This window comes from Anaeromyxobacter oryzae, from assembly GCF_023169945.1.
GTDB classification, from domain to species: domain Bacteria; phylum Myxococcota; class Myxococcia; order Myxococcales; family Anaeromyxobacteraceae; genus Anaeromyxobacter; species Anaeromyxobacter oryzae.
In genome coordinates this window covers 4997552-5012678 of sequence record NZ_AP025591.1, presented here as the reverse complement: position 1 = coordinate 5012678, position 15127 = coordinate 4997552, and the positions used below count along the sequence as shown (strand labels likewise).

Annotated in this window: 11 protein-coding genes; 2 read left to right on the top strand and 9 right to left on the bottom strand. The window is 71.6% G+C overall.

Going from position 1 to position 15127, the window contains the following annotated elements; all coding sequences use genetic code 11:
• Nucleotides 1–7: 7 nt before the first annotated feature.
• Entirely contained in the window at nucleotides 8–922 is a 915-nt protein-coding gene (locus tag AMOR_RS21830) for a LysR family transcriptional regulator (RefSeq protein ID WP_248354069.1), read from the bottom strand.
• Nucleotides 923–1052: 130 nt separating this feature from the next.
• On the opposite strand from AMOR_RS21830, the gene AMOR_RS21825 reads away from it, so the two are divergent.
• Nucleotides 1053–1271: a hypothetical protein gene (locus AMOR_RS21825; RefSeq protein WP_248354067.1), complete on the top strand. Its 219-nt coding sequence runs from the start codon at nucleotides 1053–1055 to the stop codon at nucleotides 1269–1271.
• Nucleotides 1272–1291: 20 nt separating this feature from the next.
• Here the strand turns inward: AMOR_RS21825 and AMOR_RS21820 are convergent, their stop codons facing one another.
• From AMOR_RS21820 to AMOR_RS21785, 8 genes are all read right to left on the bottom strand, one after another.
• The gene (locus AMOR_RS21820) at nucleotides 1292–2335 is read right to left on the bottom strand and encodes a 2-oxoacid:ferredoxin oxidoreductase subunit beta (protein WP_248354064.1); all 1044 of its coding nucleotides are present in this window, start codon (nucleotides 2333–2335) and stop codon (nucleotides 1292–1294) included.
• Between the two features lies 1 nt (nucleotide 2336).
• Nucleotides 2337–4172, bottom strand: coding sequence for a 2-oxoacid:acceptor oxidoreductase subunit alpha (locus AMOR_RS21815; protein ID WP_248354062.1), 1836 nt, complete (start codon nucleotides 4170–4172; stop codon nucleotides 2337–2339).
• Nucleotides 4173–4321: 149 nt separating this feature from the next.
• Nucleotides 4322–5233 carry an SDR family oxidoreductase gene (locus tag AMOR_RS21810; RefSeq protein ID WP_248354060.1) on the bottom strand — a complete coding sequence of 304 codons (912 nt, stop codon included), beginning with the start codon at nucleotides 5231–5233 and terminating at the stop codon, nucleotides 4322–4324.
• Between the two features lie 106 nt (nucleotides 5234–5339).
• Nucleotides 5340–5870, bottom strand: a complete 531-nt coding sequence (locus AMOR_RS21805) for a GbsR/MarR family transcriptional regulator (RefSeq protein ID WP_248354058.1) — start codon at nucleotides 5868–5870, stop codon at nucleotides 5340–5342.
• Nucleotides 5871–5994: 124 nt separating this feature from the next.
• Nucleotides 5995–9441, bottom strand: a complete 3447-nt coding sequence (locus AMOR_RS21800) for a pyruvate carboxylase (RefSeq protein WP_248354056.1) — start codon at nucleotides 9439–9441, stop codon at nucleotides 5995–5997.
• Between the two features lie 239 nt (nucleotides 9442–9680).
• Nucleotides 9681–10085 (bottom strand): bacteriohemerythrin, encoded by a 405-nt coding sequence (locus tag AMOR_RS21795; protein WP_248354054.1) that lies wholly within the window; start codon nucleotides 10083–10085, stop codon nucleotides 9681–9683.
• Nucleotides 10086–10161: 76 nt separating this feature from the next.
• Nucleotides 10162–10566, bottom strand: a complete 405-nt coding sequence (locus tag AMOR_RS21790; protein ID WP_248354051.1) for a bacteriohemerythrin — start codon at nucleotides 10564–10566, stop codon at nucleotides 10162–10164.
• A gap of 85 nt (nucleotides 10567–10651) precedes the next feature.
• Nucleotides 10652–11098, bottom strand: a complete 447-nt coding sequence (locus tag AMOR_RS21785; RefSeq protein ID WP_248354048.1) for a bacteriohemerythrin — start codon at nucleotides 11096–11098, stop codon at nucleotides 10652–10654.
• 246 nt (nucleotides 11099–11344) lie between these two features.
• Between AMOR_RS21785 and AMOR_RS21780 the strand changes: the two genes are divergently transcribed.
• A complete protein-coding gene (locus AMOR_RS21780) occupies nucleotides 11345–15028 on the top strand; it encodes a DUF3683 domain-containing protein (protein WP_248354045.1) in 3684 nt (1227 codons plus the stop codon).
• Nucleotides 15029–15127 lie beyond the last annotated feature (99 nt).

Below are 15127 nucleotides of genomic sequence, written 5' to 3'. Positions count from 1 at the left end.
AGCGCCGTCACGGCCGCGGGCCGCCGCCGCGGCCGGTCGGCGTTCCGGAGCGGGCCAGGTCCTCCCGGAGCTGGGCCACGAACGCGTCCCGCACCGGCCGGCGCGTGTCCGGCACCCACACCGCGCCCACCCGCCACCGCGCCTCCGGGATCGACAGCGGCAGGTACGCGATCCCCTCCACGCGCGACGTCGTGACCGAGTTCGGCACGATGGCGACGCCCATCCCGGCGGCGACGAGGGCGAGCACCGTGAAGAACTCGGTCGCGGACTGCACCACGCGCGGGCGGAAGCCGTACCGCGCGCACACGCGGAGGACGTTGGCGTGCAGGCTCGACGACCGCGACGGCGCGATCTCGACGAACGGCTCGTCCGCGAGCGACTCGGGCCGCCGCTTCGCCAGCTCCGCGCGGCGGCCCTCCGGGACCGCGAGGACGAGCCGCTCCTCGAGGACCGGCACGATCGCCATGGGCCGGTCCACCGGGAGCCGGACGAAGCCGAGGTCGAGGGCGCCGCGCTCCAGGGCGTCGAGCTGATCGGGCGACGACATGTCGGCGAGGGAGACGTTCACGAGCGGGTGAGACCGGCGGAAGCGCGACACCAGGCGGGGCACGAGCAGGCGCGTGGCGACTCCGAACCCGAGCCGCAGCTCGCCCGTGTCGCCGCGGGCGGCGCGGCGGACGCGCTCGAGGACGCCGTCCGCGTGACGGAGGAGCGGCCCGACGTCGGCCGCGAGCAGCTCCCCCACCGGCGTCAGGGTGGCGCCGTGCCTGCCCCGATCGAAGAGCGCCGCGCCCACCTCGTCCTCGAGCAGCACGATCTGCTTCGTGAGGGCCGGCTGGCTGAGGTGGAGCGCGCGCGCCGCGCGCCCGAAGTGTCCCTGCTCGGCGAGGACCTGGAACGACCGGAGGAGGCGAATTTCCATTTCCGATAACGGTAGGTTATCGGACATCATCCTTCAATCGATTGGACGCGGCGCGTCACCGGCGACATGTTTCCCCCCGCCGAGGAGAGCCCCGCGATCCCGCGGATCCTGGCGAGAGGAAAGAGACCCCATGAAGCCCGCCGAGACGAAGCCCGCCACCGAGCGCATCGCGCCCCGCCCGAGGACGCTCGAGGACCTGGGGGTGCCGGGGCCGCTCGCGGCCGAGCTCGAGGCGGTGTTCCGGGCCATGGGCTCGGTCCACGCCGGCCAGATCGACGGGCGCGCGTTCGTCACCCGGGACGGCGAGCGCCACGCGATCCAGGTGCCTGCCCCGAAGCGCGCCGCCTAGCGACGCCGCGCCCGGGCGCGCTACCGCAGCGACTCCATCACCTCGTCCAGCACCGCGCGGGGTGGCCGCGTCCGCTCCTCCGGGAGCGTCGCGAGCGGCTCGTCGGCCAGGTCCAGGAGGTCGACGAACGAGCTGGCCCCTGGATCGACGAAGAGCACGCCCGTGAGCACCTCGTTGCGGGCGTCCGCCTCCATGAGGCGTCCCACGGCCTTCACCCGGTCGTGCGGATCGTAGCCCTCCTCCAGCTTCCGGAGCCGGAGGTGCGAGCCGTCGTGCATCGTCACGTCGAGGGTCGCCCCCGGGTCGTACTCGACGGAGATGTCCTCGAACGCGGGGATGAAGGACAGCTCCTGCAGGGGCGCGTCGTGCTCCTTCACCCACGCGAACGACTTCGTGGAGCCCTCGTGATCGTTGAACGTCACGCAGGGCGACAGGACGTCGAGCATCGCGGTCCCGCGGTGGGCGATGGCGGCCTTGAGCAGCGCCGAGAGCTGCCGCTTGTCTCCGGAGAAGGACCGGGCGACGAACGTGGCGCCGAGCTGGATCGCGAGCGCGCACGTGTCGATGGCGGGGAGCTCGTTCACCACGCCGGTCTTGAGCTTCGCGCCGACGTCGGCGGTGGCGGAGAACTGGCCCTTCGTGAGCCCGTACACGCCGTTGTTCTCGATGACGTAGACGACCGGCAGGTTCCGCCGCATGAGGTGGACGAACTGGCCGACGCCGATCGAGGCGGTGTCGCCGTCGCCGGACACGCCGATGCCGAGGAGCGTGCGGTTCGCGAGGAGCGCGCCGGTGGCGATGGACGGCATCCGGCCGTGCACCGCGTTGAAGGAATGCGACCGGTTCATGAAGTAGGCCGGCGTCTTCGACGAGCAGCCGATGCCGGAGAACTTGGCGACGCGCTCGGGCTTCACCCCGAGCTCGAACATCGCCTCGAGGATCCGCTCGGAGATGGCGTTGTGGCCGCAGCCGGCACACAGCGTGGTCTTGCCGCCCTTGTAGTCGAGGACGGTGAGGCCGATCCGGTTCTGCCTGGCCGGGGCGGCGGGGGTCGGGCTGGCCATGTCAGCGGCCCTCCATCGAGCGGAGCTCGTCGGTGACGGACCGCGCGTCGAGCGGCAGCCCGTGGACGTGCGCGATCGATCGGAGGCGCGGGACGACCTCCGGCGCGAGGTCGAGCTTCAGGAGCGCGGCCAGCTGCCCGTCCCGGTTCTGCTCGACGACGTAGACGCGCTCGTGCCGCTCCACGAACGCGTGCACCTCGCGGGCGAACGGGTAGCCTCGCACGCGCAGGTAGTCGGTCTCGAGACCCGCCTCGCGCGCGAGCTGGACGCGCGCCTCCTCGACCGCGAAGTCCGACGAGCCGTACGCGACGATCCCGATCCGCGCCTTGCCGTCGCCGTGCACGACCGGCGGGGGGACGAGGGCGCGGGCCGTGTCGAGCTTCCGCGCCAGCCGCTCCATGTTCTGCTCGAACACGACCGGGCTCTCGCTGTACGCGGCCGTCTCGTCGTGGCCGGTGCCCCGCGTGAAGTAGGCGGCCTTCGGATGATCCGTCCCGGGCAGCGTCCGCCAGCCGATCCCGTCGCCGTCCACGTCCTTGTAGCGGGCGAACTCGCCGAGGCGGTCGAGGTCCTCCTTCGAGAGGACCTTGCCGCGATCGAGCGGCCGCTCCGGGTAGGGGAACGGGTCCGCCATCCAGTTGTTCATGCCGAGGTCGAGGTCCGTCATGACGAAGACCGGCGTCTGCAGCCGCTCGGCGAGGTCGAAGGCCTCGACGCCCATCGTGAAGCACTCCTCGACGGACCCGGGGAACAGGAGGACGTGCTGCGTGTCGCCGTGCGAGAGGAGCGCTGTCGAGAGGACGTCTCCCTGCGAGGTGCGGGTGGGGAGGCCGGTGGACGGCCCGACGCGCTGCACGTCGAAGATCACCGCCGGGACCTCCGCGTAGTACCCGAGGCCGGCGAACTCCGACATGAGGGAGATGCCGGGGCCGGCGCTCGCGGTCATCGCGCGCGCGCCCGCCCACCCTGCGCCGATCACCATGCCGATGGCGGCGAGCTCGTCCTCCGCCTGCACCACCGCGAACGTCGCCTTCCCGTCCGGGCCGGTCCGGTACTGCCGCAGGTACCCGATGAGCGTCTCGACAAGCGAGGACGACGGGGTGATCGGGTACCAGGCGACGACCGTGACGCCGCCGAACAGCGCGCCGAGCGCCGCGGCGGAGTTCCCGTCGACGATGATCTTGCCGCCGGTCGCGTCCATCCGCCGGATCCGGAGCCCGTCCCGCTTCTCGAGGGTGGCGGCGTGCTCGAACCCGGCGCGCGCGGCAGCGACGTTCAGGTCGCGCGCCTTGGCCTTCTTCCCGAACTGCTTCCCGATGGCGCGCTCGACCTCGGCCAGCTCGATGTCGAGCAGCCGCGCGAGCACGCCGACGTATGCCATGTTCCGGAGGAGCTTCCTGATCTTCGCCTCCGTCGTGACCCCCTCGATCACCTTGTCGAACGGGACCGGGTAGAACACCAGGTCGTCGCGCACGGAGGAGAGGCCGAGGGGCGCGTCGTAGACGACGACGGCCCCGGGGTCGAGGCCGAGCACGTCGTCCCGCGCCGTCTCGGCGTTCATCGCGACGAGGAGGTCCGTCTCCTTCTTCCGCGCGACCCAGCCCTCCGCGGACGCGCGGATCGTGAACCAGGTCGGCAGGCCCGCGATGTTGGACGGGAAGAGGTTCTTGCCCGAGACCGGCACGCCCATCTGGAAGATGGAGCGCAGGAGGACGCTGTTCGAGCTCTGCGAGCCGGAACCGTTCGCGGTCGCGACCTGGATCGAGAAGTCGTTGACGAGCGGCCTGGGGTCGGTGCGGCGGGTGGGCTTGGCTTCGGTGGACGGCGTGGCGGGCATGGGACTCCGGATCGGGATGCCTCCCTCTCGCCTGAGATAACGGCGGCCCGCCCCGCTTTCACCGTGCCCCGCCGGGGAGCGCGCGGCCCCCCGGCCGGTCGTCCGGGCTGCCCGTGCCTCCGGCCCCGGCCGCGCCTGCCCCGCACGCGTCACCTGTAGTGGCGGCCCAGCTCGGACGCCCAGCTCCGCCCCAGCGCCCCGCCGTGACGGTCGACCCACTCCGAGAACCGCGTCGGCCCCGTCGACGGGCCGGACGTCACGAGGAGGTCGGCGGTGAGCCCCCGCACCTCGTCCGGCGTGAGCGCGACGTCGCCGACGACCCGCCCCACGAGGCGCGCGACCGCGAGGAGGAGCGGCGCCGGGACCGGCACGATCCTCGCCCGCGACCCCACCGCGCGCCCGACGCGGCGGACCAGGTCCGCATAGGAGAAGGTCTCTGGCCCGACCGCGTCGAGCGTGACGTCCGCGCGCGACTCCGCCTGCTCCACAGCGAGCGCCGCGACGTCGTCCACGTGCACCGGGCGAATGCCGTACTCGCCCGGGACCGCGCCGAAGATCGGGAGCCGCCGCAGCAGCCAGGCGATGTTGTTCACGAGCACGTCCCGGCCGCCGAAGAACACGGCCGGGCGGAGGATCGCGTGGGAGACGCCCGACGCCCGCAGCGCGGCCTCGACCTCCGCCTTTCCGCGGAAGTACGGCAGCGGCGAGTCCGGCGACGGGTTCGTGATGGACACGTGGACGATGCGCTCGACGCCGGCGCGCGCGGCCGCGGTGAAGAGCGCCCGGCTGTGCGCGACGGCGCGGGCGAACGTGGACGCTCCGTGATCGAAGCGCACCCAGTAGGTGTTGTGGAGGACGTTCACGCCCTGGAGCGCCGCCGCGAGCGCGTCCGGATCGTCGAACCGGAACGGGACGACCTCGACGCGCCCGCCGAACGGGTCGGGCCGGTCCGGATGGCCGGTGAGGCTGCGGACCCGCACGCCGCGGGCGAGGAGCCGCTCCGTGATGTGACGCCCGCTGTAGCCGAACGCGCCGGTGACCGCGTGGATCGGGCTCGCCATGTCGTCCTCCTGATCGAGTTGCGTTTGTCGTTCAGAATCTTCTGAACGACAGGGCTGCACGTTCCCGGCGCGCGGCGGGCCGGGCCCGCGCGCCGGCCCTCCCGTCCTATCGCGTCTTCCCCTTCTTCCCGCGCCCGCCCGGGAGGCCGGTGAGGAACGCGAGCGCCGAGCGCGACGACTCGGGGTCCTTCAGGAACCGCGCGACCACGCCCTCCACGGTGGCGAGGAGGTCCGCCATCTGCTCGAGGCGCTCGCGGACGGCGCCGTCCGCGCCGGGCTCGTCGAGCACGCCGCGGACGGCGTCGAGCGCGGGATCGAACTCGCGGCGCTTCCGCTCGTGGAGGATGCGGAAGAACATCGTCCAGACGTCGGGCTCGGTGACGTAGAAGTCGCGCCGGTCGCCCGGGACCTGGACCGGCCGCGCGACGCCGAAGTTCCGGAGGTCCCGGAGCGACATCGACGCGTTCCCCTTGGACATCTGCAGGCGGTCGGCGATCTCGTCGAGCGAGAGCGGCGCCTCGCTCGCCATGAGGAGCGCGTGGACGCGCGCGACCGAGCGGTTGATGCCCCAGAGGGATCCCATCGCGCCCCAGGCGTCGATGAACTTCGCGAGGGCGTCGGGGTTCATCGGTGCCATCTGCGTTCAGAATATTCTGAACGATGACGCGCGGCAAGCCCGGAGGATCGGACCGGATGGGGCCGGCGGCCCCTTCACCGCTGCCTCTCCCCCCGCTGGCGCGGGGGGAGAGGGAGGTTCTCGATCAGGCCAGGACGAGCAGGAGATCGTCCTTCTCGACCTTGTCGCTCTCCTTGAACCGGACCTCGGCGATCTTGCAGTCCGCCTTGGCCTTCACGTTGGTCTCCATCTTCATGGCCTCGGTGACGACGAGCACCGCGCCCGCCTTCACGGCGTCGCCGGGCTTCACGTTCACCTTGAGGACCTTGCCCGGCATCGGCGCGCCGACGTGGGCCGCGTTGCCCTTCTCGGCCTTCACGCGCGCGGTGCCCGCCTGCGCCGCCGTCTGGTCGCGGACGGTGATCGTGCGGGCCTCGCCGTTCAGCTCGAAGAACAGGTCGCGCGTGCCGTCCTTCTCCAGCTTGCCGATCGTCACGAGCCGCACGATGAGCGTCTTGCCGGGCTCGATCTCGATCGAGGTCTCCTGGCCGGGCTCGAGGCCGTAGAGGAAGACCGGGGTCGGGATCACGGAGGTGTCGGAGTACTCGTCGCGGTGGCGCACGAGCTCCGCGAACACCTGCGGGTAGAGCAGGTAGGAGACGAGCGACTTGTCGTCCACGTACCCGCCGATCCGCTCCGACGCCTTCTTCCGCTCGAGCTCGAGGTCCGCCGGCTCGAGCAGCTCGCCCGGGCGGCAGGTGATGGGCTCCTGGCCCTTCAGGATGACCTTGCGGAGCTGCTCGGGGAACCCGCCGTGGAGCTGCCCGAGCATGCCGCGCGCGAGGCCGATGACGGACTCGGGGAAGGCGAGGTCCTGGCCCTTCTCGGTGAAGAGGTCCTCCGGCTCGAGGCCGTTCTTCACGAGGAACATGGCCATGTCGCCGACCACCTTCGAGGACGGCGTGACCTTCACGACGTCGCCGAAGAGCAGGTTCACCTTCCGGTACATGTCCTTGCACTCCTCCCACTTGTCGAGGAGGCCGAGCCCGGCCACCTGCGGCCTGTAGTTGGAGTACTGGCCTCCCGGGATCTCGTGCCGGTAGACCTCGGCGGTCCCGCTCTTCAGGCCGGACTCGAACGGCGCGTAGTACTCGCGCACCGTCTCCCAGTAGTTCGCGAGCAGCTGCAGCCCGTCCTGGTCGAGCCTCGGATCCCACTCGCTCCCCGCGAGCACCGCGTTGAGGGAGTTGAGGTTCGGCTGGGCGGTGAGCCCGGACAGCGACGACAGCGCGGCGTCCACGACGTCCACGCCGGCGCGCGTCGCCTCGAGGAGCGTCGCGGAGGCGACGCCGGAGGTGTCGTGCGTGTGGAGGTGGACCGGGATCCCCACGCTCTCCTTCAGCGCCTTCACGAGCTTCGCCGCCGCGAACGGCTTGAGGAGGCCCGCCATGTCCTTCACCGCGAGGAAGTGGGCGCCCATGCGCTCCAGCTCCCGCGCGAGCTTCACGTAGTAGTCGAGCGGGTACTTGTCGCGCTTCGGGTCGGTGATGTCGCCCGTGTAGCAGACGGAGGCTTCGCAGACGGCGTTCTTCTGCCGCCGCACCGCCTCCATCGCGACCTTCATGCCCTTCGTCCAGTTGAGCGCGTCGAAGACCCGGAACACGTCCACGCCGCTCTTCGAGGCCTCCTCCACGAACCGCTCGACCACGTTGTCCGGGTAGTTCGTGTAGCCGACGGCGTTCGAGCCGCGGAGCAGCATCTGGAAGAGGACGTTCGGGACCGCCTTGCGGAGCCGGTGCAGCCGCTCCCAGGGATCCTCCTTGAGGAAGCGCATCGAGACGTCGAACGTGGCGCCGCCCCAGCACTCGAGCGAGAAGAGCCCGGCGCCGAGGACGCTCGTCGCCTCGGCGATCCGGATCAGGTCGTGGCTGCGGACGCGCGTGGCGAGGAGCGACTGGTGCGCGTCGCGCATCGTCGTGTCGGTGAAGAGGAGCCGCTTCTCCGCGAGCACCCACTTCGCGAGGCCCTCGGGGCCGCGCTCGAGGAGGATGTCGCGCGTGCCCTTGGGCCGGCGCGTCACGTCGACCTTCGGGACTCGCGGCTCGCGCAGGTCGGCGGAGCGGAGCGGCTTCGCCACGCCGGCCGAGCCGTTCACGATGACGTCGCCGAGGTACTTGAGCAGCTTCGTGCCGCGATCCTTCTTCTGCGGGGCCTGGAGCAGCTCGGGGTGCGCCTCGATGAAGGAGGTGTCGCACTTCCCCTCGAGGAAGACCGGGTGGCGCATCACGTTCTCGAGGAACGAGATGTTGGTCTTCACGCCGCGTACGCGGAACTCCTGGAGGGAGCGATCCATCACGTGCGCGGCGGCCTGGTGCGTGAGGCCCCAGGTCGTGATCTTCACCAGGAGGGAGTCGTAGTGCGGCGTGATCACCGCGCCGCCGAACGCGGACCCCGCGTCGAGCCGCACGCCGAAGCCGCCCGGCGAGCGGTACGCCTTGAGGACGCCGTAGTCGGGCGCGAACCCGTTCTGCGGATCCTCGGTGGTGATCCGGCACTGGAGCGCGAAGCCGCGGCGCTGGATGTCCTCCTGGCGCGCGATCCCGATCTCCGGATCCGAGAGCCGCTTGCCCTGGGCGACGAGGATCTGCGCCTGCACCAGGTTGCGGCCGGTGATGCTCTCGGTGACCGTGTGCTCGACCTGGATGCGGGGGTTCACCTCGATGAAGTAGTGGTGGCCCTCCTGGTCGACGAGGAACTCCACCGTGCCGGCGTTCCGGTAGGAGACGCTCCGCGCGATCTTGAGCGCGTCCTGGCAGATCGCCTCGCGCTGCTTCTCGGAGAGGGCGAGCGAGGGCGCGAACTCGACGACCTTCTGGTGCCGCCGCTGGATCGAGCAGTCGCGCTCGAACAGGTGGACGAGGTTCCCGTGGTGGTCGCCGAGGATCTGCACCTCGATGTGCTTCGGGCGCTCGATGTACCGCTCGAGGAAGACGGCGGCGTTTCCGAACGCCGCCTGCGCCTCGCTGCGGGCGGAGACGAGCCCCTCGACGAGCTCGCGCTGCGTGCGGGCGACGCGCATGCCGCGGCCGCCGCCTCCCGCGCTCGCCTTGATGATGATCGGATACCCGTGCTGCTTCGCGAAGATGAGCGCCTCCTCGTCGTGGAGGATGGGCTCGGGCGTGCCGGGCACGATCGGAACGCCCGCGGCCTGCGCGGCCTTGCGCCCGGCGACCTTGTCGCCGAGCTTGCGCTGCATCTCGGCGGTCGGGCCGATGAAGACGATCCCGGCGCGCTCGCACGCCTCGGAGAACTCCGGGTTCTCGGAGAGGAACCCGTACCCGGGGTGGATGGCGTCCACCTCGAGCCGCTTCGCGAGATCGACGATCTCGTCGATGCCGAGGTACGCGTCGATGGGCTTCTTGCCCTTGCCGACGAGCCACGCCTCGTCCGCCTTGTAGCGGTGGAGGGAGAGGCGGTCCTCCTCGGAGTAGATGGCGATGGTCTGGATCCCGAGCTCGGTGCAGGCTCGGAAGATGCGGATGGCGATCTCGCCGCGATTCGCGGCCAGGACGCGCTTGAACGGGGTCGGCATGAAGGCTCCGGGGACTACGCATCGGTCGCGCCCCGGGGTGGCGCGCCGCTGGTCGCTTCGAGCTCGGAGTCCCGATCGCCGTCCGCGGCAGGGCGGGCGAGGCTGGATGCGTCGAGGATCGGGTCGGGCGTGAAACGGCTCGGCTCGGTCCAGCGCGGTTCGGCGTCGAGGGTCGGCAGGAGACCACACCTGCCCCTACTCCGTCGAGCCCCCCGGCGCGCGACGCGCCGACTGGAGAGTCAGCGCGCGGCGCGCTGGACGAAGCGGCCGAGGTCGCGGTCCGCGCCGCCGATGTGGCGCCGGAGCCAGTCGGAGAGCCAGTTGTGGAGCGTCAGCGCGAGGAGCGCGGTCGGCCCCTTCTCGTCGAACCGCGCCGCGAGCTCCTGGAAGTCTGCGCGGAACTTCCGGTGCTCGGCCTCGTGCCCGCCGTGCTCGGGATAGGACCTCGCCCGCATCAGCCGCTCCTCGGCCTCGAAGTGCGCGACGACGTACTCCGAGAGGTACCGGAAGAGCGGCCCGACCTCGGACCGATCGCCGGCGCGGAGCGCCACGATGAGCCGCTCGGCGCGCCGGAACAGCTCCTGGTGCTGCGCGTCGATCTCCGGCACGCCCACCGCGAGCGACGGGGTCCACTGGATGGGCATGGCGCGAGTATCGCCCCGCGCCCGCGCCGAGGCGAGGGAAGCGCGCGCCCCGCGACCGCGCGACCCGCGTTGGGGGTCAGGCGGTTCGCCGCGCCAGGTACCGCCCCAGCTCCCGGTCGGTGCCGGACACGTGGCGCCGGAGCCATTCGCCGAGCCAGGCGTTCACCTCGAGCGCGGTGAACGCGCTCGGCAACCTCTGCTGCTGCCGCTCCGCGAGCGCGAGCAGATCGGTGATGAACCGGTCGTGCTCCGCCTTGTGCCGGACGTACCCGGGATACTGCACGTCCCGCATCCACGCCTCCTCGAGCCCGAAGTGCTCGACGGCGTACGCGTGGAGGAACTCGATGACTTCCCGGAGCTCCTCGGGGCGGCCCTGCTTCAGCGCTTCGAGGAGCCGCGCCGCGCGCCGGAAGAGCTCCTGGTGCTGGGCGTCGATCTCGTCGATGCCCACCGCGAGCGCTGGCGTCCACTGGAGCGGCATGCGACCTCCGAGGCGAGGCGCGCCTCGCGCGCCACCCGCATCGTGGGCCGGCCGGCCGCGCCGGACAAGCCGAAAGCGCCGGCGGTCAGCGACGCAGGACGGACGCGAGCGGCCGAGAGGGCGTCGGTGTGGGTGGCCCGCGCGCGACGTGGCGCGCCAGGGCGCGGTCGGTGAAGGTGATGTGATCGACGAGCCAGTCCACGATCCAGGTGCGGGTCCGGAGCGCCACCGCGGCCGTGGGCCCCGCGACCTCGAACAGGCGCCGCACCTCCTCGAGCTCGCGGACGAAGCGATCGTGCGCCGCGCGGTGCACGGCGTACCCGGGAAACGCGATCTCGCGCATCACCCGCTCCTCCGCCCCGAAGTGCTCGACCACGTGGCCGCGGAGGAACGTGAACAGCGGCTCGACGGCGCCCCCGTCGCCCGCGTCCAGCGCGGCGGACAGCGCCGCGACGCGCCGGAAGAGCTCCTGATGCTGCGCGTCGATCGCCGGGTCTCCCACCGCGAGATCCGGGCTCCACTCGATGATCACCGCCGGTCCCTTCCCTCCCCCGAGCGGCGGAGCATCCCTTGAGGGGCCTCCCTGGGGAAGTCCCGAGTCTCCGCGACCGCCTCTGCGCGGACCCGCGCAACGGGGCGCAAACTATGCCGCCCCCTCCCGCGCGTCGGTGTCCCAACCCCGCGATTTTCATGGCCCCCCTGGAGCGACTGCGGGCACGAAAGCTGCTATCTTCGGCCGCTCCGGTCCACATGCGCCGGCCCCCCTGAGAACACCGCGATGAGCGCCACCGAGACCCCCCGCGAGATCCCGTTCAACTACACTTCGGCCGACGACCGGCAGGCCATCTCCCAGCTCCTCGGTCCCTCCACGTGGCAGAAGCTCGAGGAGCTCCGGGCGCGGCGCGTCACCGGCCGCAGCGCACGGCTGCTCTCGCGGTTCTTCGGCGAGATCCTGATCCACCGGCGGAACCCGTTCCTCTACCAGGAGCTGGTCGAGTCGGCGGCGCGGCGGCGGCGGCTGCTCGAGAACATCGAGAAGGACCTCGGGACGGTCGAGCGGAACGCGAACGGCGAGCCGCGCGTCCTCGAGATCCTCGCCGAGTGCCGCGCGCTCCTCGCCGCGTTCCGGAGCGAGGTGGACGGGGCGCCCGACCTCAGGCGGCGGATCGTGCGCGAGCTCGCGCCCGTCGTGGGCAAGGACGCGGTCCTCTTCGATCCGTTCACGCTGGTGTCCCACGCGACGGACGCGACCGACTGGCGCCTCCACCTGCCCGTCGCGGTCGTGATGCCGGACGACGAGGCGCAGGTCGCGCCGGTGCTCGCCGGAATCGCCCGCCTCGGCCTCAAGGCGATCCCGCGCGGCGCGGGCACCGGGCTGACGGGCGGGGCGGTCCCGCTCCGGCCGGACTGCGTGGTCGTGAACACCGAGAAGCTGAACCGGATCCGCAGCGTCTCGGAGCGGAGCTTCCGGCTGCCCGACGGCCGCGAGGCGCGGGCGCAGGTGCTCGACCTCGAGGCCGGCGTCGTCACCGAGAGGGCGATGGAGCACGCGGCGGAGCGCGGCCTCGTCTTCGCGACGGACCCGACGAGCGCGTGGGCGTGCACCATCGGCGGGAACATCGCCGAGAACGCCGGCGGCAAGGATTGCGTGCAGTGGGGCACCTGCATCGACAACCTCGTCTCCTGGCGGATGGCGATGCCGTCCGGGAACGGCTGGACCGTCGCCCGGACCGATCACGCCCTCCGGAAGATCCTCCCGGAGGACACCGTCACCTTCGAGGTCCGCGACGACCACGGCGCCGTCGTGAAGACGATCGCGCTCCGCGGATCCGAGGTCCGCAAGAAGGGGCTCTGGAAGGACATCACCAACAAGGCGCTGGGCGGCGTCCCCGGGCTGCAGAAGGAGGGCACGGACGGCGTCATCACCTCGGCCGAGTTCATCCTCTACCCGGAGTACGAGGCGAAGCGGACCCTCTGCCTCGAGTTCTTCGGCCCGGACTTCGACGAGGCGAGCCACGTGATCCTCGCGCTCGCCCGCGCGTTCCCGTTCCCGAACGGCGGCGAGGACGCGCTCACCGCGCTCGAGCACTTCGACGACGAGTACGTCCGCGCCATCGACTACAAGGTGAAGGCCGCCCGCGCCGAGACGCCGCGCGCGGTGCTCCTGGTCGACGTCGTGGGGCACACGCCCGAGCAGGCGCAGCGCGGGGTCGAGAAGATCCGGCACGTCCTCGAGGCGCACCCGAACACGGAGCTCTTCGAGGCGCGCGACGCCGCGGAGGGGAAGCGGTTCTGGGCGGACCGCAAGAAGCTCGGCGCCATCGCCCGGCGCACGAACGCCTTCAAGATGAACGAGGACATCGTCCTCCCCCTCGACCAGCTCGCGCCGTTCGCGCGCTTCCTCGACGAGATGAACGGCGCCGAGGAGCGGCACGCGCAGGGCCGGTTCGTCGATGGGGCGGAGGAGATCCTCCGCGCCGCGACGCCGCCGAAGGACGACCCCGAGTGGCTCGCCGCGAAGATCCCGGCGGCGCTCGAGCGGTGCGCGCGGGCGCGGGACGCCATCGCGAACGCCGGCCCGAAGGAGCTCCGGTCGCTCGCTGTGCTCGGCGAGTTCCGCGCCGATCTCGGGCAGCGCGTCCGCGGCTACCCGGACCTGGTGAAGGCGCTCGACGCCGCGCACAAGCACGTGCGCGACCGGCTCATCGTCCTCGCGACGCACATGCACGCGGGCGACGGGAACGTGCACGTGAACGTGCCGGTCCTGTCCAACGACCGCGAGATGCTGAAGCGGACCGAGCACGTCATCGACGTCGTGATGGCGAAGGTGATCGAGCTCGGCGGCGTCGTCTCCGGCGAGCACGGCATCGGCGTCACCAAGCTCAAGTACCTCGAGCCGGAGCGCATCGCGGAGCTGTCCGCGCACCGGCGCGAGGTGGACCCGGCCGGTCTCATGAACCCGGGGAAGCTCGAGGACGTCGACGTCCTCGACCGCGTCTTCACGCCGTCGTTCAACCTCCTCGAGCTCGAGGCGCGCATCCTCCAGCACGGCCAGCTCGAGGAGCTCGCGAAGTCGATCGCGCACTGCGTGCGCTGCGGCAAGTGCAAGCCGGACTGCTGCGTCTACCACCCGGCCCGCGGGATGTTCTTCCACCCGCGGAACAAGAACCTCGCGATCGGCGCGCTCATCGAGGCGCTGCTCTACGACGCGCAGCGCGAGCGGACGACCACGTTCGAGCTGCTCCGGTGGCTCGAGGAGGTCGCCGATCACTGCACGATCTGCCACAAGTGCGTGAAGCCGTGCCCGGTGGACATCGACTCCGGCGAGGTCTCGGTGCTGGAGCGCGAGATCCTCGCGAGCTGGGGCTACAAGCGGACGACGGCGGCGACGGGCGCGATCCTCGGCTACCTCGACAGCCGCTCGCCGACCTACAACAAGCTCTTCCGCAACACCGTCGTCCGCATCGGCGGCGCGCTCCAGCGCACCGGCTGCGACGTCGCGGCGCCGCTCCAGCCCGCCGACGGCAAGCCGCGGTCGTACGCGCTCCAGATGCTCCGGTCGCCGACCCCGCCGGTGCCCGCGGAGACGCTCCGCGACGTGCTCCCCGCCTGCGAGCCGGACCAGGTGCTCGTGTTCGAGCCGCAAGCGGAGGCGGCGCGCTCGGTCTTCTACTTCCCGGGCTGCGGCTCGGAGCGGCTCCAGTCGCACATCTCGATGGCGACGATCCACGTGCTGCTCGAGCTCGGCACGCGCGTCGTCCTGCCGCCGCCGTTCCTCTGCTGCGGGTTCCCCGCGCACGCGAACGCGAAGACCGAGATGTACTCGCAGACGGTCCTCCGCGACACCATCCTCTTCAGCCAGATCCGCGAGATGTTCAGCTACCTCTCGTTCGACGGCTGCGTCGTCACCTGCGGCACCTGCCGCGAGGGGCTCGACGTGATGGAGGCCGGCAAGCTCTTCGGCGGCCGGATCGTCGACGTCGCGGCGTACGCGGTCGAGCGTGGGCTGAAGCTCGACCCTTCGACTCCGGGCCCGCGGGGCGGGCCCTACGCTCCGGGTGAACGGCGGGAAGAGTGGCAATACCTCTACCACCCGCCCTGCCACGACTCGCTCCAGGGCAAGGCGCAGGACGTGCTGGTGAAGCTCGGCGGGTTCGGGAAGGTCGAGACGGTCCCGCACTGCTGCTCGGACGCGGGGACCCTTTCGCTCTCGCGCCCGGACATCACCGACGCGATGCTGCACCGGAAGCGCGAGGCGCTCGGGGAGGCGCTCCACGCCCGGCCGCGCGGCGCCACGGTCCTCACGAACTGCCCGTCGTGCGTCCAGGGCCTCGGGCGCAACGCCGCGATGGGCGTCGTGCCGAAGCACCTCGCGATCGCGATGGCCGAGAAGATCACCGGCGACGGCTGGCTCGAGCGCTTCAGGGCGCAGGCGGCGGCGGCGCGCGCGATCCAGTTCTGAGCAGGAGGCGGCGCGCCGTCCGGGCGCGCCCCCCTCGCCTTCTCCCTGCAGGAAGGAAGCACTCCCCGCCGCGCTCGCTGCTTCGGGGTATGCTCGCCC

What these genes read in the sequence shown, in the direction of transcription:
- AMOR_RS21830 (WP_248354069.1), bottom strand. Translation starts at nt 922, where the DNA reads ATGGAAATTCGCCTCCTCCGGTCGTTCCAGGTCCTCGCCGAGCAGGGA.
- AMOR_RS21825 (WP_248354067.1), top strand. Translation starts at nt 1,053, where the DNA reads ATGAAGCCCGCCGAGACGAAGCCCGCCACCGAGCGCATCGCGCCCCGC.
- AMOR_RS21820 (WP_248354064.1), bottom strand. Translation starts at nt 2,335, where the DNA reads ATGGCCAGCCCGACCCCCGCCGCCCCGGCCAGGCAGAACCGGATCGGC.
- AMOR_RS21815 (WP_248354062.1), bottom strand. Translation starts at nt 4,172, where the DNA reads ATGCCCGCCACGCCGTCCACCGAAGCCAAGCCCACCCGCCGCACCGAC.
- AMOR_RS21810 (WP_248354060.1), bottom strand. Translation starts at nt 5,233, where the DNA reads ATGGCGAGCCCGATCCACGCGGTCACCGGCGCGTTCGGCTACAGCGGG.
- AMOR_RS21805 (WP_248354058.1), bottom strand. Translation starts at nt 5,870, where the DNA reads ATGGCACCGATGAACCCCGACGCCCTCGCGAAGTTCATCGACGCCTGG.
- AMOR_RS21800 (WP_248354056.1), bottom strand. Translation starts at nt 9,441, where the DNA reads ATGCCGACCCCGTTCAAGCGCGTCCTGGCCGCGAATCGCGGCGAGATC.
- AMOR_RS21795 (WP_248354054.1), bottom strand. Translation starts at nt 10,085, where the DNA reads ATGCCCATCCAGTGGACCCCGTCGCTCGCGGTGGGCGTGCCGGAGATC.
- AMOR_RS21790 (WP_248354051.1), bottom strand. Translation starts at nt 10,566, where the DNA reads ATGCCGCTCCAGTGGACGCCAGCGCTCGCGGTGGGCATCGACGAGATC.
- AMOR_RS21780 (WP_248354045.1), top strand. Translation starts at nt 11,345, where the DNA reads ATGAGCGCCACCGAGACCCCCCGCGAGATCCCGTTCAACTACACTTCG.